Genomic DNA, 25025 nt, shown 5'->3' on the forward strand with positions numbered 1-25025 from the left:
TACACAGGTTATAAATTAGCTGCTGTTGCCATAGGCGGGCATACCACGCTGGATGTTAGCCTAGAGAGCAACATAGCCCAACTGAACGAAGTGGTGCTGATAGGTACCCGATCTGGCGGCAGGGCCAAGCTGGAAACGCCTGTGCCGGTTGATGTGGTAAATATAGCCAAGGCATCGGCCACAACAGGCCGGTTAGATCTGACTGATATATTGAACTACGCCGCCCCTTCATTTAACTACAACAAACAATCGGGATCTGACGGTGCCGACCACGTGGAGCTGGGAACCCTGCGCGGTTTAGGGCCCGACCAAACCCTGGTGCTGATTAACGGCAAAAGGAGACACCAGACAGCCTTTGTTTCGGTGTTTGGTACACGTGGCCGCGGTAACTCTGGTACCGACCTAAGCTCGATCCCTACTTCGGCTATTGACCGGGTGGAGATTTTGCGCGATGGTGCTTCGGCCCAGTATGGGTCAGACGCTATTGCTGGTGTTATTAACCTGGTGCTAAAACGCAATATAAACCAACTTACGGTTAATGCCGGCTATGCTGGTTACTATGACCCGGCCTTTAACACCCGCAACGCCGTGGCGCAGGGGCAATATCCGCACGGCGGCGCTATAGATGGTAACGCCGTAACGCTGGATGCCAATTACGGCCTGGCTATAGGTAAGCATAACGGTTTTATTAACTTCTCGGCCAATTATGCCAACAACGGTAAAACCTATCGCCAAACGCACGATACGGCTTATGCCAACCCAAAATCGCTGCCATTAAATACGGTTAGGCGCGCAAATGGCGATGGGTCTGCCAATAGTATTGATCTGTTTTTTAACAGCGAAATTCCGCTGGCATCTACCCGTACCACCTTTTATAGCTTTGGTGGTTACAGCCGTAAAAACTCGGATGACTATGCCTTTACACGTAACTTCTCTGGCTCGTCGAATCGGTTCCCTACTGATGCCAGTGGTAATATTATCCAGGTGCCGGGCATCATTAACCCCACTGCCGATGGCGATTACTATTTTAACCCCATCATCCAAACCCATAATACCGATGCATCTTTGGCCATGGGCTTTAAAGGTGTACTGGGTAAAGATGTGGATTGGGATCTGAGCAATACACTGGGTAATAATTCGTTCCATTTTTATGGCGATAAAACCTTTAATGCATCGCTGGGTGCGGGTAAAACGCACTTTGATGATGGCGGCCCGCAGTTTCTGCAAAACACCACCAACCTTAACTTTAACAAGCACATCGGCTCTATATTCGACGGGCTAAACATTGGTGCCGGTGCCGAGTACCGCTACGAGCGTTATAAGATTATAGCCGGCGAACCGGATTCGTACAGTAACTACAACGAGGATAAAGCCACCGGTTCGCAAGGTTTTCCGGGTTACCAGCCCAGCGATGCGGTTAATGCCCATCGTACTGTAGAAGGTGTTTACCTCGACCTGGAAGCCGATGTAACCAAGAAATGGCTGATTGACTTTGCCAACCGCCTGGAGCATTACAGCGATTTTGGCTATAACTTTAACACCAAGTTTGCCACCCGCTACAAAATTACCGACAATTTTAATTTGCGTGGGTCGGTAGGTACAGGTTTCCGTGCGCCATCGCTACAGCAAATCAACTACAGCTCGTCATACACCAATGTGCAGGGTGGGGTAATATCTGAGGTGAAGATTGCGCCCAATTACAGCCCCATTACTAAGGCTGCCGGCATACCCACCCTGAAACAAGAAAAATCGACCAATGCGGGTATAGGCTTTACCTACAAACCCATCCCCGAGTTAAGCATTACTACCGATGCCTACTTAATTAAAGTGAAAGACAGGGTAGTGCTTTCGGGCCAGTTTAGCGCCGATGACGATACCCTCGACCCGAATTTTACCGCCGCTCTTACTGCCCTGCATGTAACCGCTGCACAATTTTTTGCCAACGCGGTAAACACCACCAATAAAGGTTTGGATGTAGTGATAGAGTATAACAAAACGGTTGGTTACAACCGTTTCCGCTTGCTGTTTACGGGTAACTTCCAGAATATGAAGATCGACAAGATTAACTACCCGCCCAAGCTGAGCACTACCGACGACCTGAAACAAATATTTTTAAGCGACCGCGAGCAGAAATTTATCCTTGCTTCGGCACCACCGCAAAAGCTATCGCTTAACCCCGAGTATGGTTACAAGAAGTTTACCGTGGGTACGCGTTTTACTTACTTTGGCAAAATAGTGCTGCTGGGCTATGGGCAAAATTTCGACGGCCTGAATCCGCAGGTTCCGCTGGATAAAACAGGCCAGATAGTACCAGATCAATACAACTATACCGGCAAAGTAGTAAGCGACCTGTACTTTACCTATAAGCTAAGCAAGGTAGCCCATGTATCCATAGGCAGCGACAATATCTTTAACCTGCACCCCGAACTTGGTGTAGTGCAAGGCGCCAAAGCCAACTATGCCTTCAATAACGAACCCGGCGGCCCGTTTGACCCCGTACAAATGGGGCAAAATGGCCGCAGGCTGTATGTGCGTGTAGGGTTTAATTTTTAGACTTAAGATAAAGGAGGCCCTTCGGATGATGAATCCGGAGGGCTTCTTTGATTGCGATTTAATCAATCTTTTTTGTCATTCAGAGCGCCAGCGAAATCTTCTTCAACAAACCAGTTATTGCGCAGAAGATTCTTCACTACGTTCAGAATGACAAGGAGGTGAGGTGTTGGAAATTGCAGCGTTTAATCCATCACGTCATTGCGGTACGAAGCAATCACCGCCCTACATTGCTCTGACTTTAACAAAATACTGTATATCTAATGAAGCTAATTCCAAATACCACAAGTGGGGAAACATCACACAAGCGGGCCCTATGGTTGCGAAAGGGGATTTTCTATAACCCCTCAATCCGCCTTCAACCACCCCGTAATACTCATCCTTGCCTTATTGGCGAGCAGTACTTCGTGCTCTAGTTCGCTGCTTTTAAAGAAAACGCTTTTGCCATTGATGGGAGAGATATTCTGCAAATGATCGGCATGATGGATGCAGAGCTGGCCGCCATCGGCAATTACCCAGCCGGCGTTGAGGTACATAATCATGGAGTATTGGCGGCTGCCGTTGTTTTTAAACTGGTCGAGGTGTTTTTTGTAAAAGCTGCCTTCTTCATATAACGCGTAGTGAAACTCGTAGCCGGTAATGCCGGTATAGCAGGTGCTGTTAAGGTGTGCTACAAAGCTATCCATGAGGCTAAAAAAATCGTTCTCAAAGGCATTGTTATGCTTGCGGTCCAGCCAGTAAATCTGGTCGCTGCGCACCAATTTGTCGTGGCTTACCAGCAGGGCATTACCGGTGCCGGCGTGGTTAAGAAGTTTGTTTTGATAGAGGGAAAGCAGGTTAGCTTTAAGGTGTGCGGCAAGGGCGGTGCTCAAAAAATCGTCGGCAATGCCAACCTGGTTGTCAATAAAACTATCTATGAGGGTATTAAAGATTTTTTCCAAATAAAAAATGCCGTGCCACGTGAATGTGGCTTCCGGCATTTTGGTAAGGTAACCTTAATTAACTGCGTAAGTGCCGTTAATTAAATATCTATTTAGGCAGTGGCAACCAAACGGCTGGTACTGCGGTAAACGTAGGCGTTAAAAATATGGCGGCGGGCAAAACGGCCCGGCGAATCTGAATTGATAAACTTTACATAAGCAGCCTTAGGTACATCGAAGTACTCGTAAGTGGTGCCATCGGTAAAGTTAATGGTCAGGGTTTGTTGCTTGTATTCAAAATCGGCAATACCGCAGTTTGCTGTGGTGGTATTGTAATCGGCCAGGGTTTGCTCGCGTGTTTCGGGCGCAATGCTTACCAAAAAGTGGTAGGCTTCGATAATGGTTTTACTTTTTTCTTCAGCCTCTATACGGCTTTCGTCCTGAAACTTATCCGGGTGCCAGGTTTTCATTAAACCACGGTAAACCGTTTTTAGTTCCTGTAATTCTGCTGCTTCGGTTACGCCCAATAGCTTCCTGTAATCGACAATTTTTTTCATGCTTTAATTCGTGTATCTTATTGTCGTTGAAGAGGTAAGCAAACATCTGCTATGCACTTTTTTCAAGAACAAAGTTTTTGCAAAGGTACAGATTTTTAAATTATTAGCCTACGGATGTTGTAAAAATTAATAGTGACTTAATATGGAGGGCAAGTAAGAGATTATATGCTTCCTCTCTAGAGAGGAAGCATATAATCTCCCATTCTCTCCCTGACCCTGCGCATCAAGCCGAACGCCTCCCGTGAAGGGAAATTAGACGTTAAAGCCAATTTCAAATGCTCGGTTTTAAATAACTATATGTTAATTTGTAATTTGGCTATCCATACTTATGAACCAAAATATAGAAAACTTATACCGTATTGCAGGCAAGCCGGTGCGTACAATCATCGGGCTTATGTCGGGCACCTCGTTCGATGGGTTGGATATTGCTTTATGCCATTTTAGCAGCAGTGGTACTGATACACAAGTTAAAGTACTACATTTTACTACTAAGGAGTACGATGCCGAATTTAAAGAAGCGTTAAAATCAGTATTCGCCAAACGTAATGCCGACCTGGAGCGGATTACGTTGCTCAACGCATATATCGGCACTTATTATGCCCAACTAATTCTCCAATGTCTTGAAGAATGGAATGTACCGGTTAGCGAAGTAGACATCATAGCCAGCCATGGGCAAACTATTTTCCATGCGCCAAAGCATGCGCACCAAAACGATAAATATGGCAATGCCACCCTGCAAATTGGCGATGCCGACCATATTGCCGTTAAAACGGGTATCATTACCTTAAGCGATTTCAGGCAGAAACATATTGCCGCCGGGGGCGAAGGTGCGCCGCTGGCCCTCTATGGCGATTACCTGCTGTTTGGCAGCCCCACCGAAAACCGCATTATGCTTAATATTGGTGGCATAGCCAACTTTACTTATCTGCCTGCGGGCTATGCCCCGGGTTGTTTCTCTACCGATGTTGGCCCCGGTAATACGCTGATGGATCAGTTTATCCAGCTAAAATTCCCCGGTAAATATTACGACAACAATGCCGAAGTAGCGATTGCCGGAACAGTTAATGAAGCCTTGCTTACGGCTTTGTTAAGTCATCCTTTCTTCCAGGCCCCCTTCCCCAAAACCACAGGCCCGGAGTTGTTTAACCTGGTATACCTGTATGAGGCCATCAAGGTTTCGCGGCAGGAGGATATAACTAATGAAGATGTAATGGCAACATTGGCAAATTTCTCGGCACAGGCCATCATATCGGCTATCTCGAGCGCAGTGCCGGCTACAGATTCGTTCGAAATTTATATGAGCGGTGGGGGGATGTATAACCCGCTGCTGGTTAGTTATATCGAAGCTTATTTGGGCAGACCGGTTAAATCAACCATCGATCTGGGTATCCATCCCGATGCCAAAGAAGCCGTGCTTTTCGCCCTGCTTGCCAACGAAGCACTTGCCGGAGGCAAAACCAATTATGGTGGCGGATTGCTTTCGGTTAGTATGGGGAAGGTTAGTTTGCCTAAATAATGAGTGAAGTCCACCATCGTTAGCGATAGCGTGACAATCCCCGTCCTACAGATAAAGTGCTTAAATTAACGTCAGTCTGCTCCTAGCCGCAGGGGCTTAGTTACTTTTTCTTGATAAAAAGTAACCAAAAATCAAGACGCAAAAAAGCTCCACCGCACAAGTCCACGACACGGCCCCGCTTTTGCGTCCGGGCCTCCGCTCGCAAGGTGCCAAACCTTTCAACCAAAGCTAGCATTACGGAAAAATAATCGTCCTAGGGCAGCATTGTAATGTTGCGGTAACTACTGCCCCTGCCTAACTACTGGACTATCATAGCAATAGAACCCGGCTGCGACTTTTCTTTTGGGAGAAAAGAAAAGAACATCCGCTAAAAATTCATAACACCACACTTGTTCCTAATGAAAACGGATATCCGCAGTATTCGAGCAGCCGCTCTGTAGGTCGGGGATTATTAACAATGTGTTTATTTTCATTAGTATTAATGAACGCCCTACGGTCAGTTGTCTTCGTTGTGCCTCCTAGGCAATTACATGATAGCTTGTTTATACCAACGCTTCAAACAAAATCTCTACAGGATGCAGCGCAATGCGCTTGGTGCCATCCTTAATCTGGTGACGGCAACTGGTACCTGCGGCGGCGATAATGTTATCGGGAGCTTTATTAACAGCGGGAAATAGCACCAGGCTGCCTATCTTCATAGATACCTGGTAATGCTCTTTCTCGTAACCGAATGAACCTGCCATACCGCAGCATCCGGAAGGGATTACATCTACCGAGTAGTTAGCCGGGAAGCTGATTACCTCGCCGGCAATACTCATGGACGATAGCGCCTTTTGGTGGCAATGCCCATGCAGGGAAACTCTTTTAGTAACCTGTGTGAAGCTATCCTGGCTGATGTTACCGCGCTTAATCTCTGCATGAAACCATTCTTCGAATAGGTAAACGTGTTTGCTCAGTTGGGTTGCGGCAGTTTTTAGTTCGTTGTTTACGAGCGAAGGATATTCGTCGCGAAATGATAAAATTGCCGATGGTTCGATGCCGATAAGCGGGGTATCGGCATTAATGATACTTTGTAAGCTGCTTACATTGCTTTCGGCAAGGGCTTTAGCCTCATCGAGCATGCCCTTAGATAGGTAGGCCCTGCCGCTATCGGCATGTGTGGGGATAATTACGTTGTAGCCCAGGCGCTCTAATAAAAGGATGGTTTTCTTGCCAATTTCGGCATCGTTATAGTTGGTAAACTCATCGCAAAACAGGTAAACGGTTTTGGTGGATGGATTAGCCGGTTTATGCTTTCTCGACCGATACCATGCCTTCAACGTTTGCTTAGCCAGCCCGGGCAGCGACCTGTCGGGATGGAAACCGGAGAATTTGTTGATCGCTTTTTTTAGCAATGGAATCCCTACTGCCGTGTTGTATAAAAACGGAGCATAAGATGCCAGGCCCATACTGCTGCTAAAATTACCGATGAGTTTGGATCGCATGCTGATGCCATGTTCTTTCTGATAATGATACAGAAACTCGGCCCGCAGCTTGGTCATATCTACGGATGAAGGGCATTCTATTTTGCAGCCTTTGCAGGCCAGGCACAGGTCTAATACTTCTTTTACTTCATCAGCGGCTTTGCCTTTGCCGAGGGTTTCGGGGGCTTGGTTAAGGTATTGGCGCAGCATGTTGGCGCGTGCGCGGGTGGTATCCTTTTCGTTATGGGTAGCCATATAGCTGGGGCACATGGTACCGCCGGTTACCTCGGTCTTCCGGCAATCGCCAGATCCACTGCATTTTTCAGTAAGGCGCAGCATGCCTTCGTCGGCAGTAAAATCAAAGAGTGTGTGGAGTTCCTGCTTTGCCTTTCCGGGTTCAAAGCGCAGGTTATCCAGCATGCCGGGTGTACTGGTTATTTTGCCCTTGTTGAAGATCCCCGCCGGGTCGAAGATGTTTTTTACCTGTTTAAACAGCTCGTAAACCTGCCCGCCCATTACATAGCTAATGTATTCGCCGCGCAGCCTGCCATCGCCATGCTCGCCCGAGAGGGAGCCTTGGTATTTCTTTACCAGTTTAGCGGTCTCTGCCAGTACGTGCTTAAATAGCTGCTGGCCGTCGGTGGTCTTCAGGTTAATCATCGGCTCTACATGCAGTTCGCCCGCACCTGCATGAGCATAAGCCGAATAAGGGATATTGAGGCCATGCAGAAGCTCTTCCAGATCGTGAATGTAAGCAGGCAGGTCGGCTACAGCAACGGCGCAATCTTCAATAAGGTTTACGGGTTGTACATCGCCTTTAAGGTTGCGTAATAAGCCGAGGCCTGCTTTGCGCAAGTCCCAGGCTTTCTTAGTATCGTCGCCGGTTAATATGGGATAGGCGTAGCCTAAGTTGGCTTCTTTTAAAGTATCTATTAAAGCATTGCATTGCTTAAAAAGTTCATCCCGGTTGTTGTTGAAAAACTCTACCATCAATATAGCTTCGGGGGCTCCTTGTAAAAAGAAGCGGTTTGCCGCCTGCCCCGGGTTGTTAGTTGCCTGCTCTAGTATTACATGGTCAACCAGTTCAGACGCTGCACATTGATGATTTACTGCGATAAGATTGGCATGCAGAGCTTCCTGCAAAGTGGTGCAGTGTATGGCTACCACGCCAACTTCTTTTGGTGGGAGGTCGAGCAGTTTCAGCTTGGCTTCGGTTACAAAACACAGCGTACCTTCCGAGCCTGCTATAATAGTGCTAAGGTTGATGCCCTGCTGCTGCAAAACCATATTCAGCAGGCTATCTAAAGCATAACCGCTGTTACGGCGTTTTACTTCCTTTTTCGGGAAGTTTTGTATAATATGTTGCTGGTTGGCTTGCTGCTCAATAATGGTTAAAGTTTTATTGTAGATCTTACCTTCCAGGCTTTCGCTTTTCCTTTTTTGCTGGATGGCTTCGGCATCCAGTTCGCCAAACACCACCTCGCTGGCATCAGAAAGCAGGGCTGTAACGGCTAACAGGTTATCGCGCGTAGCGCCCCAGATCATGGAGTGCAGGCCGCAGGAATTGTTGCCGATCATCCCGCCAATCATGGCCCGGCTGGAGGTAGACGTTTCGGGGCCGAACATCAGCCCGAATGGTTTCAGATAAGCATTCAGGTCGTCGCGGATTACGCCAGGTTGCACGCGCACCCATTTTTCCTGTTGGTTAACCTCTATTACCGAGGTCATGTATTTAGAGATATCAACCACTAAACCATTACCCACCACCTGCCCGGCCAGCGAAGTGCCGGCAGCACGGGGAATAAGCGTAAGTGCATATTTATTGGCAAAAATAATGAGGTGCTTTATGTCTTCGGTGTTGCGCGGTATGGCTACAGCCAGGGGCATCTCCTGGTATACAGAAGCATCGGTAGCGTATACCGTTTTTATGGTTTGATGGGTAGTTGAATCATCAAAATACAATTCGCCCGAAAAATATCTGTTCAGCGACTGAAAGTCAATTTCTTTCCAACTCATATTTCAAATATGATAAAAAATGTGGCTAAGCATTGTCTATTAATCTGCAAAATGCCGCCCTGCTGCTAATTTATAACCATTCTGTTATAGCCTTTTAGTTGGATATGGGGGTTAAATTTCAATTAGGATATTTTATCTATCTACTGTAACTTAACAGGCAGGGGTACAGTCAAACGCCTAAAATCACCCAAAACAATGTCTTTAGTAATAAAAAATCTTACCAAGCAATACAACAAAGAAAAAACCGGCTTAAGCGATTATTCTATTACGATAGAGAAGGGTATTTTGGGTTTATTGGGGCCAAATGGCGCAGGTAAATCAACCCTGATGAAAATTATTGCTACCATTAGCAAGCCTACCCGCGGTACTTTGTTTTTGGACGGACAAGACATTGTAAACAACCCCGACTATATTCGCAGAATAATGGGCTATTTGCCGCAAGATTTTGGCGTATACCCTAACCTTAATGCTTACGAGTTTTTGGAATATATTGCCGCCCTGAAAGGGGTTGGCGGTGCCGGGCTGCGCAAGCGGATTGATATGCTGCTGGAAGGCGTAAACCTGACTGCCGATGCTAAACGACCGATAGGTAGTTACTCCGGCGGTATGAAGCAGCGGATCGGGATTGCCCAGGCTTTGCTGAACGACCCGAAGGTCTTGATATTTGATGAGCCAACGGTAGGCCTCGACCCCGAAGAACGGGTGAGATTTCGCCAGTTGATCTCTGACCTGGCAGACGATTGCATTATCATCCTGTCATCACACATTGTATCTGATATCGAAACCATTGCCGACGAGGTGGCTATTATGAAAAATGGCATGCTGCTGGATAAAGCCATCCAGCCCGAAATTATCGGTCATGTGGATGGTAAGGTGTTTGAAACCATGCTGGAAAACAGTGATCTCCATGCTTTTAAGGCCAAACACCTGATCATTAATACCACCAGGCAAAAGGAGAAAACTAAGGTTAGGTATATCACCAAAACTCCGGAATCGGAAACAGCCTCGACCCCGGTAAGTGCTACTTTAGAGGATGCTTATTTGTTTTTAACCCATAATAACGCCTAAGCACCGTGAAATATATTTACAGCATTATAAAGGCAGACTATCTGCAACGCACCCGTAGTTATGCTTTCCTAGTTACGCTGGCCATTACCGTTTATGTAGCTTATTTATTTGTGCCGTTGCCAACGGCTAATTATACCACACTTAGCATGCCTGGTTATAAAGGCGCATTTAATTCGGCTTGGGTTGGTTATGTGTCGGCGATGATGACCACCATTATGTTGTCGTTGTATGGGTTTTTTCTCATCAACACCGGGATTAAAAAAGATATAGATACCGAAGTTGGACTGATTGTAGCTACCACACCTATCACTAACCTTGGTTATTTGCTCAGCAAAATGCTCAGCAACTTTTTGGTACTGTTAACCATTTTGGGAATTACGTTTGTGGTGAGCATTGCCATGTTTTTTGTACGGGGGAGCGGGTATCCATTTATTATCGGCGACTTTGTAGTGCCTTACATATTATTTGCCTTGCCTTCCTTGTTTTTTGTATCGGCGATGGCTATTGCTGCCGAAGTTTTTCTGCGTGATAAACTCATCTTGCAGTGCATCGCTTTTATCTTCTTTTTCGGGGTGGTTATTGGTGGCACAAAGGGGTTGCCGGATAGTAATACGACTGTCTTGATGGATGTTTTCGGTGTTAAAACATTAACCGGGAGTATTAAAAACCAGGTAAATACGCAGTACCATGCACACATTGATGATATATCGATGGGGTTCATATTTAGCGGGCATAAAAAGCCATACCAAACCTTTGTATGGAATGGTGTTGCTTTTAGCAATATATTTCTGCTAAGCCGGTTATTGTGGTTAGTATGTGGGTTAGCTGTAGTTTATCTCTCCTCATTTTTCTTTCACCGGTTTGATTTTAAACAGGCGGTGCGGAGCAAGAAGATCAAGAATAAGGAGACGGACGGGCAGCTTAAAGAAGCGGTTGTTTACAAAGAACCTGCAACCATCAGCCTAAAAGCATTACCCAAATTAGTGCCCGATTATGGTATTGTGCCGTTTATAAAAACCGAACTGCTATTGCTTATTCGCAAAGGATCTAAATGGCTTTGGCTGGTTATTGCCGGTATATGGGTAGGGATGATATTTGCCCCGTTGGATATTGCTTATGGCATTATGTTGCCTGTAATTTGGTTTTTGCAGGTAACCCGATGGTCTGAGCTGGCTACCAAAGAGAAAACCAATCAGCTGCATTATTTCACCTATTCATCATACAAGCCCTTACAGCGCATGCTGCCCGCACAAATACTGGCAGGCGTGATAGTTGCTGTTGTGCTGGCGCTACCCATAATTGTACGCTGCGGAATTGCACAAAATAATTACGCTGTTTTCAACATAATTAACGGGGCCATATTTATTGTACTGCTGGCTATATGCCTGGGTATTGTAAGCGGGGGCAAAAAACTTTATGAGATCCTGTTTTTTATGATCACCTATGCACTTGTAGAAAAATTATTTATAGCCGATTACCTGGGCGCTGTACCGCATAATAGCCACATTATGTATATAGCCATTATATTAGGATTAAATACGTTTTTAGCTATAACCAGCTTTACCGTGCGGAACCATCAGGCAAGGCACCTATAGTTTGTTCGTTCTTATTTTCTCTAAACCTGCTGAAGAAAATAATGGCCAGTAAACAGAGCACACAACCACAAATGCCATTAAGGCGTAGGCCGTAATCATGGCCGGGGTCTTTACCGTACACGGTTAAAAAGGTAAATAGTGCAATGCCCAATGTTTGTCCCATTTTTACAAACAGGTACTTAACGGCAAAGAACATACCTTCGCGATTTTCGCCGGTGCGTTGGGCATCTGTCTGGGCAATTTCGGCTAATATAGCATTAGGCAAAATACCTAAGGAGGCTAAGGGGAAGGCAGCTGCGATAACCAAGATATAAATCTGTGTTACCGATGATATTGGAAATTTCCCCAGAAAGTAAATAGCCACAAAAATTACGCTAAGCAGGCCGAACGAGAACAGTACGATTGGTTTTTTACCGATTCGCTTGGAGAGGTAATTAACCAGCGGGTAAAAGATAAGCGAGATCAATACCATGGTGCCCATTAGTATGCCGCCCATAGATTCGGGCAGGTGCAGCAGCACGGTTACAAAAAATAAAAGGCCGCTCGATATAATGCTTAGGGCCATGTAATACGAAAAATCTGAGATGAGATAGTATTTGAAATTTCGGTTGCTAAATGTTTTTTTGATGGCCGTTAATAACGGCAAATGTGATGGTATGCTTGTGGTAAGCCTGCTTTCGTCTATGGCTATTACGGGTATCAGCATTACAATGCCGCCAAATACAGCCAGGCCCCAAATTGTATATTGCAGGGCGGTATCACGGTCGGCCACGTGAAATGCCATTTGTATACCATCGGCAAAATTGTTGACCATTGCCGACAGTATAATCCCCAACACAAACCCTACCTGTTGAAAAGAGGATAGATTGATCTTTTCTTCATCGGTAGCAGCAAGTTCTGGCAGTAATGCGTTGTAAGGGATAATGTAGGTAGTAGCACCCATAAAAAAGCAGATGAGCGTAAAGGTAAGCCAGGCAGCGTTTTCCATACTTTCGCCTTTAACTAGGGGATAAAAGGTAAGGCAGCAAAACACTACAGCCGGTATTATCGCAATTTTCATAAAAGGCGTACGTCGGCCTTTAGGATTGGTGCTTTTATCACTTAGCGATGCAATAAATGGATCGTAAATGGCATCAAAAAAACGCCCCGATGCCGCAATTACCGACATGATGTTAAGCACACCGAAAATAAGCAACTGCGGTATAAATGGCATTAGCCCACGGTTGGCCGGCGGGAGGTAAAAGAATGGCAGCATCACAATAATAATATTGGTCATGATACTCCAGCCCGTCATTCCGCAGGCATAAGCAAGCTGTTTTTTTAAAGGTAGTTTAGCAATGGGCATTGGGTGTAATATGCAAATATTACCTTACAAACAGAATGTGGCGGTTAAGAAATTTTTCTTCGATTTACTATTTATATCAGATACAAATAATGCAACGATAATAATTTACCGGGTAATGAAGTATTCATATTAACGTGACAATCAGTGACCGCTTTCGCGAGCCGGGAAAGTAAAAAAAGACAAGCATCTAAGTAACAAACGCGATACTCATTACGTCAATGAAGTATATGGAGACAAAATATAAACAGTAAATAAGGTATTTATCGATACATGTGTTTCATTCAGCGATACATTATTGCCGCAGGGGCAAAGAGTGCTGAAATTGTCTTCATCAAAAATTAATATTTAAGTATAACATTTGCGCTATGGATAATATGGATAAGAAAATTTTGTTGCTTGACCGGGATAACGATATCATGGGGCTTGCACATGAAATAATGTTTTATGGTTATTCTGATATGCATATCACTTCTGATCCTGACGCGGTTTATAAGATAGCGAAGAACTACAGGCCAGACCTTGTTATACTTGATTTTGTACTGGGAGATGAAAATTTTACGTCGATATGCGAGTTGTTTAAAAGCAACGAACTGTTAAAAAATGTCCCTGTTATTGTGGTATCAAAATCACATAACCGCGTTATCCATAATGATGCTTTGGAAGAAGATACGGTGTTTATAAAACCACTTGATAACAAAGATTTTGCTACGCAGATCAGCTACCACATGGCCTCCTAATTAATTGCTTTTCCATAATACCCAATACGTATGGCCGTATGCATGTAAATGTGTACGGCTTTTTTGTTGAAAGGACGGTTTGTTGCTCTTCGTCGACACAATAAGCCTGTATAGCGATACAACTATGCAGTAAAAGGTAAAATTTTCAAATTAGCAGCTGATATTGAGATTTAGTTGATTTAAACGGGTTCTTCTGAAACTGATAATTACTCCGGAACTAGGCAGAATCTTTTTAACAATATTTTTTAATTCAGTAAGTATCGTATCATGAAAAAAATATTTTTTTGCTGTTTTGCTTTGTTTGGTCTTATTATTGGCTGGTTGTGGATAAAAATATCCCGTAAATAAAGAATGTATGCGTTTGCATGATTTTTTATATCGAGGTTGATTTTAGGTTAAATTTGAGTTTAGTTTGGGCAATTAATACAAACTTCTATATTTGCACCTCGCTGAAGTAAAATAACATCAGCCCATGTGGCGAAATTGGTAAACGTTGCGGTCTCAGAAGCCGTTGAGAATTGTCTCTTGAGAGTTCGAGTCTCTCCGTGGGCACACTAACAAAACAACAAAAAAGGTTAATAATTTATTAACCTTTTTTGTTAAATCCCTGCCCAGGTGGCGAAATTGGTAGACGCACCATCTTGAGGGGGTGGCATTCGTAAGGATGTACGAGTTCGAATCTCGTTCTGGGCACCCATTGTCAATAAAATCAGGATATAAAAGGATTATTTATCCGAATCCTTGAATTTATGCTGATAATACCATTCTATAATATAAATCCCATCCGACCAGCTTAGTGTTTCATTTTGTGCTTTAGCAACCTCTTGTGCTATTAACACGCCAAGGTCATGCAAAAAGGCACTTTGAATATCACCATCCATAGCCTGTACAATTTTAATCGCGGCAGAAGTTATCTCATTTGAATCTTTAGATGTACTAAGTGCTTCAACCAGCCTTAACCCTGTTAATATATTGGGCAGTTGTAGGTGTAGCCAGGCCTTAATTTTATCATCAAGATCTCCGGGTATAATTGCTGTGAGTATATCGGCAGCGGGTGAATCAACGAATTTTTTAATGTTGTCCGTAATGGTCACGGCCACACTGGCTGCCAGTTTAACTTCAGATGGTAACTTGCTGAATAGGTCCTTTACTTCGGCCCATATTTTGCTTAAAAAAGATGAAATGCTCATATAAATAAAAATTAATGGTTACTATTTTGTTTCAGCTCGTCAATCTGCTGTTGCAGGATGTTGACGTGATCTTCGAGAATTTTTAAACGAAGATCATTTACTCGGTTTTGTGTTTCTTGCTGAGATTTAACGTCCTTGATGTCGTCCTTCAGTTGGAAATAGGTCGTCATAACAGAAATTACGATGCTGATTGTGCTGATAACGGTTACAATAACATTGCGGACCGTTATTCCCCGGAGCTGTGTGTGCTCAATGCTGATAGGCGCTCTTTCATTCATGTGTTAAAAAATATTCGCGCTCTTTTTTTCGGCGCGCTGTTAGCGTTTCGCTCACTACCTTTTTACCAGTACCAGGATCTGTGATTTTGTTCCATACCAGGAACTGATCAGCCGCACCCGTAAGATCTTCGGCATTTAGCTTTTTAATAAGGGTTGATGTCTGCATGATACCCATACCTACATTGTAGGTAATTGATACCAAAGCATCGAACTGGTTTTGTGTTAAAGCTACTTTTGCGCCCTTATTCACTGCATTCTCGTATTGGGTAAGCGTTACACTAAATAAGGACGTAGCCTGTAACTCGCTAGTAAGGGTATCTCCAGGGCGCACCGGTTTGTCATCATGGTATCTGGTAGAGCCATAGCCAATTGTACACATACCTGCGGTATCCCTATAAGCCTTCAACCGCAGTCCTTCAAATTCTTTGATCAGGGCGATACCCTTATTGCTTAGTTTCATCATCGCTCTGATCTTTTAAAGGTTCACATTGTTTTACGGCAAACTGGGCGATGGCTGCAATGGCTGTCCCGGCGCTGATGGTACCAGTAATTAAGTTGCTGGGCACTCCGTGAACTTGAGTTAAAGCAGTTCCAAGAGCTGCAAGTCCCAGCCCGAAAGTCTGGGCTCGTTTAAAAAAGGTTGGCGTATCGCTCGTGATACGATCAAAGAAAGAGAACTTCTTTTCCATTGTTTATTAAATTAGGGGGTGTATTGAATTATTATTTATGGTTGTACTTCTATGTCGTACAGTAAATTTGATGTGCCGCTCGCAGGCGCGGTTGTGTAAATGAAATTTACATTTGTAGCATCTGTGGTAATGTATGACCAACCTCCAGCTGGTAAACTGCGAGCGGTTGCAAATACCCGGCTTGTGGCTGTAACTCCTGTTAATCCATGCGGTACGGCAATTGTTGTTAATGTGCCGTTACCAGATGCAGTGTAACGGGAACCTTGTAGTGCTACTGTCCCGGTGTAATTTGGAAATGTATATTGGTGAGCTGTAGTTGAGGCAAATAAAAGATCATTGACAACATCAGCAAGTGGTGCTCCTATTGCTCCGCTGTTTTTAATCCTGAAACCATTACCCACATTTGGTATTGTATATATTCTAACGGCAGGGTCAGATACAGTAACATCACTCGTATATATTGGTATAGCTAAATATCTACCGCCTAAACCAGAGTTACCTGCGCTTATTCCCCCGCCTGCATATCCAACACCATTAATATAAAAACTACCTGTTTGTGTACCTGTGTTTTGATTCTGAATTGAGGTAGCCGATACGTCCTTATAAGTACCATCACCAAATAGTGCAGTAGTACTACTTGCCGTGCCTGTGCCTAAATTAGCAGCGGGTACAACTCCGGTTATATCAGTTGTTACATTAACCTTACCGTAAGCAGGGGCTGCACCAACGCCGCCGGATCGCAAAACATTGCCAGTTGCTATGTCTGAAATTTTAGATATAACAGCGGTTGTCGAAAAATAAGGAATGTCGCCAATAGCGCCGGATGCAAACCCTGTGCCGCCGTGTGCAACATCTTCTATGACAACACCGGCGGTTACTCTACCCTGCGCATCTGTAGTTACCTGCCCGTAAGTGCCGGCTGTACCGGTTGCTTTTAGCGTGGTGGCTAAGCTTCCGGCTGTATTTGTAATATCTCCCGTATGTGCAGGTTCTTGTGCGGCTGCTAGTACTCCCGATAATAATGTAGTTGGCAATGTACCCGAAGTAACCACACCTAATGTAGTGGGATGTGTTAAATTATAAGTAACTCCGCTATTTGACCTCGCAAAAAAGTCCGGTGATGTTTGCCAAACATGCCGCTAACTAAGGACGTAGGGGCCGTAATAGAAGGGAACAAAACTGGCCCTCCTGGAAAGCTCGCTGCTAAATTATTTACTCCTGTGTATCCCAAAGAAGCAACTTGAAATACCGCACCTGGTATATTGGTCAATGTAAACTGATCGCCTATAGCATAGTTTATACCACCAACAACTTGCGTAGGGATAGCGGCAATACCTCCGGTTACAACAACTGTGACTGTTGAGCCGGAACCAATTCCAGTAGTTGAAATAACCGTCTGCGAACTATAGGTACCGTCGGCAGCGGTTGTTGTATTTGTCGACACTGTAGCGGTCAATAACCCCGTCCCTGCCGAAGTTTGTGTTTCAAATATTGCAGAGATTAAAGCCTGGTTGTTTGCAGTAGGTGTAAGTACCGGATGATTCCTTATTCCGTAATAACCGGTACCTACCGGCAAATTGCCATAAGTACCCATTAAAGCCTGCATGCTAACAGTATTGTTGAAATTATTTCCAAATTGAGACATTCCATCCGGTCGTATATGAAATGCTAGGTTAGGATTTCCAGTTACGCCTGGGGTTGGTGTAGTATAAAAATAATGATCTGTGACAGAGTATAAAGAGGTGCCACCTTTAGCGTAATAAACGGCAGCGGTTGTTGTATTTGTAGCATCATAAGATATTAAAGGCATAGTCCCTGAGGCTGTTGACGAATTGTTTTCAGAACTAAAATAACTCCAACCGGTAATGTTCCCTATTTTTCTAGTGTTTGCAATGGCTTGTGGTTTTCCACTCGATGAAAGTGTTGTGCTTCCCCCAAAAGCCAAATAATTCGATGCCCCTAAAACATTAATACCTATACCGCCTATTCTGGTAGAAGTTATTTTATTGCTCGACTGAATATCTAATGACTGGACATTAGGAGAATAAAAATTATTGGCATAAAGTGAGTTATAACTTCTTGATGCGCCGTAAGTCTTGGCCGAATTAACCCTTAATAATGATGCGGTATTTGTTATTTTACCTGTGAGGTAATTTGTTAAAAGTGTGGCTACGTATGCGTTTCCGTCAATGCCTATATGAAGTAAGTCACTTAAAAGAAGTGCTGAGTTACTTGCGTAAGCTGCCTTAAAGTCGTACCAAGCGTCGTAATAAAGTACTCCATAATCGGAAGCTACAGAAGCCATAACAGCAGCATAAGCATCATGCCTGTACTGCGGATATGCGGGGGATGCCTGATAGGAAGGATTGAACAAAAATATATTTGATGCAGGCCACCCCTTAGATATGGCCTGCGCTATAACCGCTCTTAATTGTGTATTAAATTTTGTTGTATTGTAAGCTACAGTATCTGTTGCACCAATATCATTAACCGGCATTTCAAAAGCCAACAACCCATTATTTAAATATTGGGGAATAGTCGATCTACATCAAGTATAATTTTGCGCGATTTTACATCGTTGATCACGGTAAGCAATCCGCGTTTTACAGAGTCTGCTTCTAATAGGGTGCTGGCCATAAAACCCGCCAGCGCTTCGCCGGCATAGGTGTTATTGGTAAAAGTAAATTGAGCCATTTTTTGGTGAGTTTTCGGTTGTCAGTTGTCTGTTGTCGGGAAGAAGCATTCCTGAGAAATGCTCTTTGGCAACAGACATTGGCTGACTATTTTTTTGGTTAGAATTATTTGTTTTGAATTTGGGATTGCCGATTTATTGGTTGTCTGCACAGTATAGCGGAAAGGAGAGCTTCCCGACAACAGACAACCGATAACAGACAACAGAATTATTGCGCGTCTTTAACTGCTTTTTTAACAGCGTTTTGGGCCAGGGTGCTTTGTGGTGCAAAGAAGGGTTGGTCTTCTGTCTGCGCTTTATTGCTGCGGCGCGAGCCTTCGGGTGTAAAGGTCGATTTGATTTCGTTCTTTACCTCTTCGCGGGTTTGTTTAAGGCGGGTGTTGGCGGTTTCCAATGCAGTGCGGGCTTCGGCCAGTAACGCATTTTGGGCGTGTAGTTTGGCGCGGATAGCAGCTATCTGGTTTTTAACGTCGCCGGTTTTAATCTTTTTAAAAACATCATCGGGCATGTCGTCATCATCATCTGTAGCGTCTGCATCTGGTGCGGCTACCTTTTGTACTTTGCCACCGGTTACGGCTAGCTGTTTGCCATCGGCCGTAGTATAAGTGTCATCAGCGGCAGGGGTGGTCAGGTCTTCGTCCTGGTAAACCTCGGTGCTTTTGTCCAGCTCGCCGGCATGGTGCAGTACGCCTTTGTCGGTAATGGTTTGCTTGTTAATTACCTTTTTAAAAAAGTTCATCAGCTTATCTAAAACGGTCGAGGTTTTGTCGATAAGGTCATTGTTTTGGATGTTCATTTTTGTTTTTTGATTGTTGGTTAAGATCTTGTTGATACAGCGCTGGTAAACAGCGGGTGCGTTATTGGTGTAAGCTTTAATAATGGCGCTATTGGTAACCGGTACCTGGTAATCATCTATCAGGTCGATAAAGCCGAGGTCGAGCGCTTGGTCGGCCGTCATCCAGGTTACAGAGTTGATGAGGCTGTTAATGGTAACTTCGTCGAGCCTGGTTTTATCGGTATAGATCTGTGCCAGGCGCGATTGTACCACGTTAAGCATTTGTACATCTTTCAATAGTTCATCGGCATTGCCGCCGCTGCCCACCATTGGTTTATGGATCATCAGCAGAGCGTATTTACTCATCACAATTTGCTGCCCGCCCATGGCCACCACAGATGCTGCCGACGCGGCCAGCGCATCTATATATGTGGTTACCTTGCCCGGGTATTTTTTTAGCAGATCATAAATGGCAATGGCATCAAATGCGCTGCCGCCTACCGAGCTGATGTGTACTTCTACATCGGCACCTGCGGCCTGTTGCAGCTGGGTTTGTATGTACGATGACGACAAGGTGCCCGAGCCTATACAGTCGGTTTCGGTATCATAGAGATAGATTTTAAATATTGGGTTCATTGTTGTTGGTTGATAGATCGTGGATCATGGTTTATAGCCGGAGGCCATTAGCTGATTGGTCATAGGACAAGAGTCATTGTGTTAAAGCAGCTGACAATTGACGCATAGTGATTGGTCAAATGGTTATTGACCTGATTGGTTATTCAAATATCGGAAGGTGATTTGAGATTTCCGCTGGCGATGTTTTGACAGCACCCTTCGTTATCGTGCCGATTGCAAATCTTGCTATCAGGCAACACTTCAAATATCGGTAGTGATTTTCATATTTCCGCTGGCGGTATTTTGACATCAACTAGCTTCTTTGTGATTATGTATTAAATGCCTATTGGCATATATTAATATTCAAAATCTTCCAGTTCTACCGGTATTAATAAATCTTCGGCTTCGGTAAAGCAGTGCAGGGCACGCCATATAGTGCGTGCATCCTTGTTGAATTTTACTTCAGCCTCAGCTACTGCTTTTCTTTTACTGATTTTTCTGGTTTGTAACTGTGCGTGTATCCAAAGATAAATTTCACGATAAGCAAATATCTTTTCGGTGATAAAGCCGGCCTGGTAAAGTTCTGAAAATACGCCATCGTCAAACAGGACGTTTGCTAAGTTGATGTTCATTGTTTCGTTATTAAGTTATTGGTTATTGAGTTATTAGGAAAGTGGCAGGATCAGTACAAAGCCTTTAGTCTATTGTCCATGGTCTTTTGTCTCGATTCGTGATTCTCGACTCTTGATTCTCTAGAGGTTGACCCTATTAACAGTTTGTGCCAAAATATTTTGCTGGTTGTTTACATCCTTCACATCCACATAAATAGGGGGGAAGTTGTTGAGCATTTGATAGGCCATGGTATTGGCGAGGTCTTTAACATCGTTCATAGGCTGGTTATAGTAACGGTTGGCGTTGCCACCATCGGTAAAGATGCCACCGATGGCATAGCCACGGCCGGGATTGGGCATCGAGAAATCGCGACCGCCATGCGCTACGTTAATGGCGCTAACCAGGTTGCGCGCCCAGGGGTTACGCATAGCTTCTGATACCACCACCGCCTCGCCCGAACGCAGATAAGCGTTGGTATTGTCGGTGCTGCTATAGCCCGGGAGCACAGCTCCACGACCATCTGATACAAACTGACCACCTTGTGCAAAGCCGGGTTTTTGTTTAAGAATAGCAGCCAGGTTTGATGCGCCTGCCGCGGCTACAATAGCAGTTTCGGCAATGGCTTTGGGTACGCCAACAAATGGGATGCTCGAATCGGCACTCCAGATTCCCATGATAGACTGCCTGGTATCAATAATTACCTGTGCTGCAGCAGCAGCCTGGTGTGCTTTAAATGCGGCCTTGGCAGCAATGGTGTTTTTGCCGAAAATGCCTTTTACAGCATTAGCCACACTATCAAGCGCTTGTACATATTGTTTTTGGGTAGCTACTTCGGCTGTTAAGCGATCTTTGTCTAACTTTTTCTGTTGAACGGCGTACTTATCGCGTATTTTTTGCTCTGCTTCTTTTTGCCCGGTTACGGCATCGAGGGCCTGTTTTTTTTCCAGATCTAATAGCCTTTGCCTGTCGACAAATTCTTTTTGCTGATTGCCGGTGTCCTGATCGGATTGAATATCATCTTTTAAGCCCGATTGCTTTTTTGTATCATCTTCTTGCTTAAAGGACTTATTAAGCGTGCTTAAATCTTTTTGATGTTTGTCGTTGAGTTGCTGGCTTACTTTTTCGGCTTTGGTTAAGATCGACTCAACTTCCGACCGCTTTTTTTCGAGCACAGCTATTTGCTCTTTTACTTCATTTGTTTGCGTCTTCGCTTCAAGTTCCCGCAGTGCGTTAGTGTATCCGCCTATTTTGTCTAAACTATCGCTTGTAATTTTGCTAACGTCATCTGCTTGCTTTTTGTAATCATCATTTAGTTGATCGATAGCCTGCTGCCGGGCATCTTTGCTGGTTTTATTGAGATCTGCTTCGTATTGCGCTAGTTTATCCAGTTCTTCGGTCTGAAATTTTTTGTTAATGGCATCAAGTGTGGCGCCTCTTTCTTTTTCAAGCTGCTCAATGGTGGCGTTATTGCCTTTGTGCAATTCACGAAGCTGGTTGAAATGCTGGTTGGTTTCCTGTACCTCTTTGACATAGCCTTCGAGGAGGAGTAAGGCCATGCGGTCGGATGATTCTTTTTGGGCTTTTTCTTCTATTTTTGGATCTGTTTTAGATTGATTTTTATGGGGACTACCTGTTTTATATTTCGGCTTATCATCTTGATTGATATTGTATAAATCAACCATTTTTTGAGCTGCAATTATTTTGTCCCTTATTGGCTTTGCCTTGGCCTTAAAATCATTTGCGGCACTGTCGAGTTTGCCCAATTCGGTTTGCTGGTTTGAGATCATCGTTTCCCAATAAGATTTATTTTTTGTTGTATCAGCCGTTTTTGGGGCATACTTTTGTAACTCCTCAGCGAGGTCGTCATCCAGTTTATTTAAGCGTTGTACTAAGGTTTGATCTTGTTTTGCAACTTTAGCATATTTTGTTTCGGCATCTTTTCGAGGATCTACAAAATCACCTACGCTATCAGAATCGGCATCATAATGCGGGTTGTTTTTTTTCTTGCCGGTTCTATAGCCTTGCACATCGCTTTTCGCTGCACTATATTGATCTTTTATTTCATAACGCTGTTTAACTATTTCTGTACGTTTTGCTTGTATTGCCTCTTCCATTGCTTTGCGGTTAAGGGCTTTCGTGTATTCTTCTATAGCCTCTTTACCTTCTTTGGTTTTCAGGTTTTCAAGTGTGAGGTTATTTAAATATTCGGGCGATATGCTGTTGAGCTTTTTAATAGCCTCTAAACGGGTTTCTTTAGATAGCGTCTCATTATTGGCAACTTTTACAAGCATGTCCAATTGAGATTTTTCGCTCGAAATGTTTTGGACATAAGCATCCATTACATCCTTGTAGTCCTTTAAATTTTGTGCAGCTTCTTTCGCTTTGTCCGACTGAAACATATCACCTAAAAACTCAAGCACCTGCGGGCCATAGGTTGTAATTAACGTAAATGCCGCAGCGGCAATGCCAACCCATCCTTCCATGGCTTCGCTGGCAATAGTTGCAGCTTCTGAGCCTGTTTTTAAAGCTCCCGAAACAATGTCTAAAACCGTTTTAAAGGAGCTATAGGTATTAGCAAGGTCTTTAACCGAGCTTTTAATCTTTGTACCCCAATTTACGGTTTCTTTATTTTGTGCATTGAGTTTGGTGAATTTATCTGTTGAGTTTACAATCTCTTTATTGAGATTATTTACAGCATCGCGCAGGTTATCAAAACCTGCCTTATACTGCGGGAGTTGGCTAAGCAACTCCCGGTCAAGTTTATTGTTTTCGTCTGGCATTGAATATGGTTTAATATGCCAATTGGCATAATTTATTGAAAAATTAAGCGAGCTTCTGATAAAATATATAAAAAGCTCGTTCTATGTTTAGTTATTATCTATCGCAGTTATGGCTTGTTACTTAAATCAAATGGTATTAAATAGAGTGTATCACTGGCCCAGGTATAGTTGCGAGGAAATTCATCATTATAAAAGTGTGGAGACGGATCAATATATAACACTTTTTTGTCGGGCTTCACCGAGTAAAAATGTACACGGCCGATAATCTCTTTTCTATTTTCATCAAAGCCTTTGATGTTTAGAAGCTTATGGTCAATATAAGTACCAACACAAGTTGTTTTGTATTTGCCTAAAGAATCTTTGTCTATAAAAACCTTACAATTAATAGCGTAGTTTTCTAATGATTTATTTAAATGTTTTAATGAATCCTTCTTTGAGTCACTCATAAATAGTATGGTGTCAATTTCTTTGTCTTTTAATGGGCGAATAAGCCTATAGAATCCAATTGCGGTTGCATCTTTATAGGTTGAAAAATAATTTTTCTCAATGTATACCTTGTCGCCGTAGTTAAAGTGATCGAATTTAACGACATAATAGTATGTTAAATAAAACCAGTTTTTAGTGGTTTTATTAAGAAAAATACTACCGCATAAAAGTATAATTACCCCAATGAAGATTAACCATCCTTTATAGCTTTTTTTAGTTATCGCTTTATTGTTTGGCTTTAAATTGGTATTTACTGGCTTTGTATTTTCTTGTTGTGACATTATTTAGGTTTGCTAAATTTATTAGTAAATATAAATAACTAATACATGATTTCAAAATAAAATTAAAAAAATAAGTTGCATCATGGAGGTTACCACATCGGGTAATACTTTGGCTACGGCTTTCAGTCCGTTTTCCATTCCATCGATAAACTCCGGTATGGCTTTGTTTCTTTCTTTTAATGAGTCTTTCAGATTATCCAAACCCGATGTCATATCGTTGAGTTGTTTTGAAGTATCGTCAGGCATTATATTTTGTGTTTGATATTCCAATTGGCATGATATTCCTTTTGAAAAAAGTGCATTAGCACTTTTCTTTACTATATATCCTAACGTGAGTATTTATTTTGGCGAATTGCTTAACCAGTTAGGGTTTATGTAGTAGGTATTATCAGCCCATGTATAACCTGTCGGCAGATCGGGATATTTTAGATAATAACTGTCTATTTTTAAAACTTGTTCTGTAGGGTGAACAGCATAAAAAATAACAGGTACCTTTTTGTGTGTTTTCTTATTGACCATATAAAGTGTTTCATGCTTTATATAACTTCCAACCAATGGGGTCTTTTTAGCTACAGCTATTATATCATGGGTACCAATAAGGTAGGGTTGTAAGGTGGGGTTTATTTTTAATTTTAGTTCTGCTTTATCTTCCGCGCTTAAATTTAATGAGTCAATATCACGTTCAGTTTGTGCTCTTATTAAACGAGCCAAAGTAAAAGTTGAAGTATCTGTTCTAAAGAACCCGGATTTTATATATACGTTATCCCCTGCATTAAAATGTTCATAAACAAAAAAATAACGGCTTGTTAACATTACTTTGGTAAAATTGACAGCTATTACAGCCACTAAAATAATAATGG

At 43.3% G+C, this 25025-nt stretch carries 22 protein-coding genes and 2 tRNA genes; 7 read left to right on the top strand and 17 right to left on the bottom strand.

Annotation, left to right across the window (positions count from 1 at the left end; all coding sequences use genetic code 11):
* Positions 1–2553 (top strand): TonB-dependent receptor plug domain-containing protein (locus tag RG47T_RS01250; protein ID WP_171972455.1); only part of this gene is annotated, 2553 nt, incomplete at its 5' end.
* Between the two features lie 344 nt (positions 2554–2897).
* Here the strand turns inward: RG47T_RS01250 and RG47T_RS01255 are convergent.
* Both RG47T_RS01255 and RG47T_RS01260 read right to left on the bottom strand, forming a co-directional pair.
* Positions 2898–3491: a 2OG-Fe(II) oxygenase gene (locus RG47T_RS01255; protein ID WP_074493016.1), complete on the bottom strand. Its 594-nt coding sequence runs from the start codon at positions 3489–3491 to the stop codon at positions 2898–2900.
* A gap of 92 nt (positions 3492–3583) precedes the next feature.
* Positions 3584–4027, bottom strand: a complete 444-nt coding sequence (locus RG47T_RS01260; protein WP_074487539.1) for a KTSC domain-containing protein — start codon at positions 4025–4027, stop codon at positions 3584–3586.
* Between the two features lie 328 nt (positions 4028–4355).
* On the opposite strand from RG47T_RS01260, the gene RG47T_RS01265 reads away from it, so the two are divergent.
* Positions 4356–5543: an anhydro-N-acetylmuramic acid kinase gene (locus RG47T_RS01265; RefSeq protein ID WP_074487540.1), complete on the top strand. Its 1188-nt coding sequence runs from the start codon at positions 4356–4358 to the stop codon at positions 5541–5543.
* A gap of 542 nt (positions 5544–6085) precedes the next feature.
* On the opposite strand, the gene RG47T_RS01270 is transcribed toward RG47T_RS01265, so the two are convergent.
* Positions 6086–9022 (bottom strand): FAD-binding and (Fe-S)-binding domain-containing protein, encoded by a 2937-nt coding sequence (locus tag RG47T_RS01270; RefSeq protein WP_074487542.1) that lies wholly within the window; start codon positions 9020–9022, stop codon positions 6086–6088.
* 195 nt (positions 9023–9217) lie between these two features.
* Here RG47T_RS01270 and RG47T_RS01275 point away from each other — a divergent pair, with 195 nt between their 5' ends.
* The gene (locus RG47T_RS01275; protein ID WP_074487543.1) at positions 9218–10090 is read left to right on the top strand and encodes an ABC transporter ATP-binding protein; all 873 of its coding nucleotides are present in this window, start codon (positions 9218–9220) and stop codon (positions 10088–10090) included.
* 5 nt (positions 10091–10095) lie between these two features.
* Positions 10096–11685 (top strand): ABC transporter permease, encoded by a 1590-nt coding sequence (locus RG47T_RS01280; RefSeq protein WP_074487544.1) that lies wholly within the window; start codon positions 10096–10098, stop codon positions 11683–11685.
* Here the strand turns inward: RG47T_RS01280 and RG47T_RS01285 are convergent.
* Positions 11651–13030, bottom strand: a complete 1380-nt coding sequence (locus RG47T_RS01285; RefSeq protein WP_074487546.1) for an MFS transporter — start codon at positions 13028–13030, stop codon at positions 11651–11653. The genes RG47T_RS01280 and RG47T_RS01285 overlap by 35 nt on opposite strands.
* Positions 13031–13404: 374 nt before the next feature.
* Between RG47T_RS01285 and RG47T_RS01290 the strand changes: the two genes are divergently transcribed.
* From RG47T_RS01290 to RG47T_RS01300, 3 genes are all read left to right on the top strand, one after another.
* Positions 13405–13767 (top strand): response regulator, encoded by a 363-nt coding sequence (locus RG47T_RS01290; protein ID WP_171972456.1) that lies wholly within the window; start codon positions 13405–13407, stop codon positions 13765–13767.
* A gap of 468 nt (positions 13768–14235) precedes the next feature.
* A tRNA-Leu gene (locus RG47T_RS01295) sits at positions 14236–14319 on the top strand.
* A 57-nt stretch (positions 14320–14376) separates the two neighbouring features.
* Positions 14377–14460, top strand: a tRNA-Leu gene (locus RG47T_RS01300).
* Between the two features lie 32 nt (positions 14461–14492).
* On the opposite strand, the gene RG47T_RS01305 is transcribed toward RG47T_RS01300, so the two are convergent.
* The 13 genes from RG47T_RS01305 to RG47T_RS01360 form a co-directional block, all read right to left on the bottom strand.
* Complete coding sequence (locus RG47T_RS01305; RefSeq protein ID WP_074487548.1) at positions 14493–14957, bottom strand: hypothetical protein; 465 nt, start codon at positions 14955–14957, stop codon at positions 14493–14495.
* An 11-nt stretch (positions 14958–14968) separates the two neighbouring features.
* Positions 14969–15235: a hypothetical protein gene (locus RG47T_RS01310; protein WP_074487550.1), complete on the bottom strand. Its 267-nt coding sequence runs from the start codon at positions 15233–15235 to the stop codon at positions 14969–14971.
* Positions 15228–15698: a lysozyme gene (locus RG47T_RS01315; protein WP_216350984.1), complete on the bottom strand. Its 471-nt coding sequence runs from the start codon at positions 15696–15698 to the stop codon at positions 15228–15230. Before RG47T_RS01315 ends, RG47T_RS01310 begins: the two co-directional genes overlap by 8 nt.
* On the bottom strand, positions 15679–15924 hold the full coding sequence (locus tag RG47T_RS01320) for a hypothetical protein (protein ID WP_074487551.1): 246 nt from the start codon (positions 15922–15924) through the stop codon (positions 15679–15681). Before RG47T_RS01320 ends, RG47T_RS01315 begins: the two co-directional genes overlap by 20 nt.
* Positions 15925–15959: 35 nt before the next feature.
* A complete protein-coding gene (locus tag RG47T_RS01325) occupies positions 15960–16958 on the bottom strand; it encodes a hypothetical protein (RefSeq protein WP_139302404.1) in 999 nt (332 codons plus the stop codon).
* 38 nt (positions 16959–16996) lie between these two features.
* Complete coding sequence (locus tag RG47T_RS01330) at positions 16997–18433, bottom strand: SGNH/GDSL hydrolase family protein (RefSeq protein ID WP_139235630.1); 1437 nt, start codon at positions 18431–18433, stop codon at positions 16997–16999.
* Between the two features lie 11 nt (positions 18434–18444).
* Positions 18445–18618, bottom strand: a complete 174-nt coding sequence (locus RG47T_RS25900) for a hypothetical protein (protein ID WP_171972457.1) — start codon at positions 18616–18618, stop codon at positions 18445–18447.
* Between the two features lie 206 nt (positions 18619–18824).
* Positions 18825–20027 carry a head maturation protease, ClpP-related gene (locus RG47T_RS01335; RefSeq protein ID WP_074487554.1) on the bottom strand — a complete coding sequence of 401 codons (1203 nt, stop codon included), beginning with the start codon at positions 20025–20027 and terminating at the stop codon, positions 18825–18827.
* A gap of 335 nt (positions 20028–20362) precedes the next feature.
* Positions 20363–20638, bottom strand: a complete 276-nt coding sequence (locus tag RG47T_RS01340) for a hypothetical protein (RefSeq protein WP_074487556.1) — start codon at positions 20636–20638, stop codon at positions 20363–20365.
* Positions 20639–20758: 120 nt separating this feature from the next.
* On the bottom strand, positions 20759–23398 hold the full coding sequence (locus tag RG47T_RS01345; protein WP_074487557.1) for a hypothetical protein: 2640 nt from the start codon (positions 23396–23398) through the stop codon (positions 20759–20761).
* Positions 23399–23505: 107 nt separating this feature from the next.
* Positions 23506–24165, bottom strand: coding sequence for a hypothetical protein (locus RG47T_RS01350; protein ID WP_074487558.1), 660 nt, complete (start codon positions 24163–24165; stop codon positions 23506–23508).
* A gap of 51 nt (positions 24166–24216) precedes the next feature.
* On the bottom strand, positions 24217–24411 hold the full coding sequence (locus RG47T_RS01355; RefSeq protein WP_074487559.1) for a hypothetical protein: 195 nt from the start codon (positions 24409–24411) through the stop codon (positions 24217–24219).
* Positions 24412–24504: 93 nt separating this feature from the next.
* Positions 24505–25025, bottom strand: a 521-nt coding sequence (locus tag RG47T_RS01360) for a hypothetical protein (RefSeq protein ID WP_216350985.1), incomplete at its 5' end; no start/stop codon positions are given.

Origin of the sequence: Mucilaginibacter polytrichastri (assembly GCF_001911425.1) — a bacterium.
GTDB lineage: Bacteria > Bacteroidota > Bacteroidia > Sphingobacteriales > Sphingobacteriaceae > Mucilaginibacter > Mucilaginibacter polytrichastri.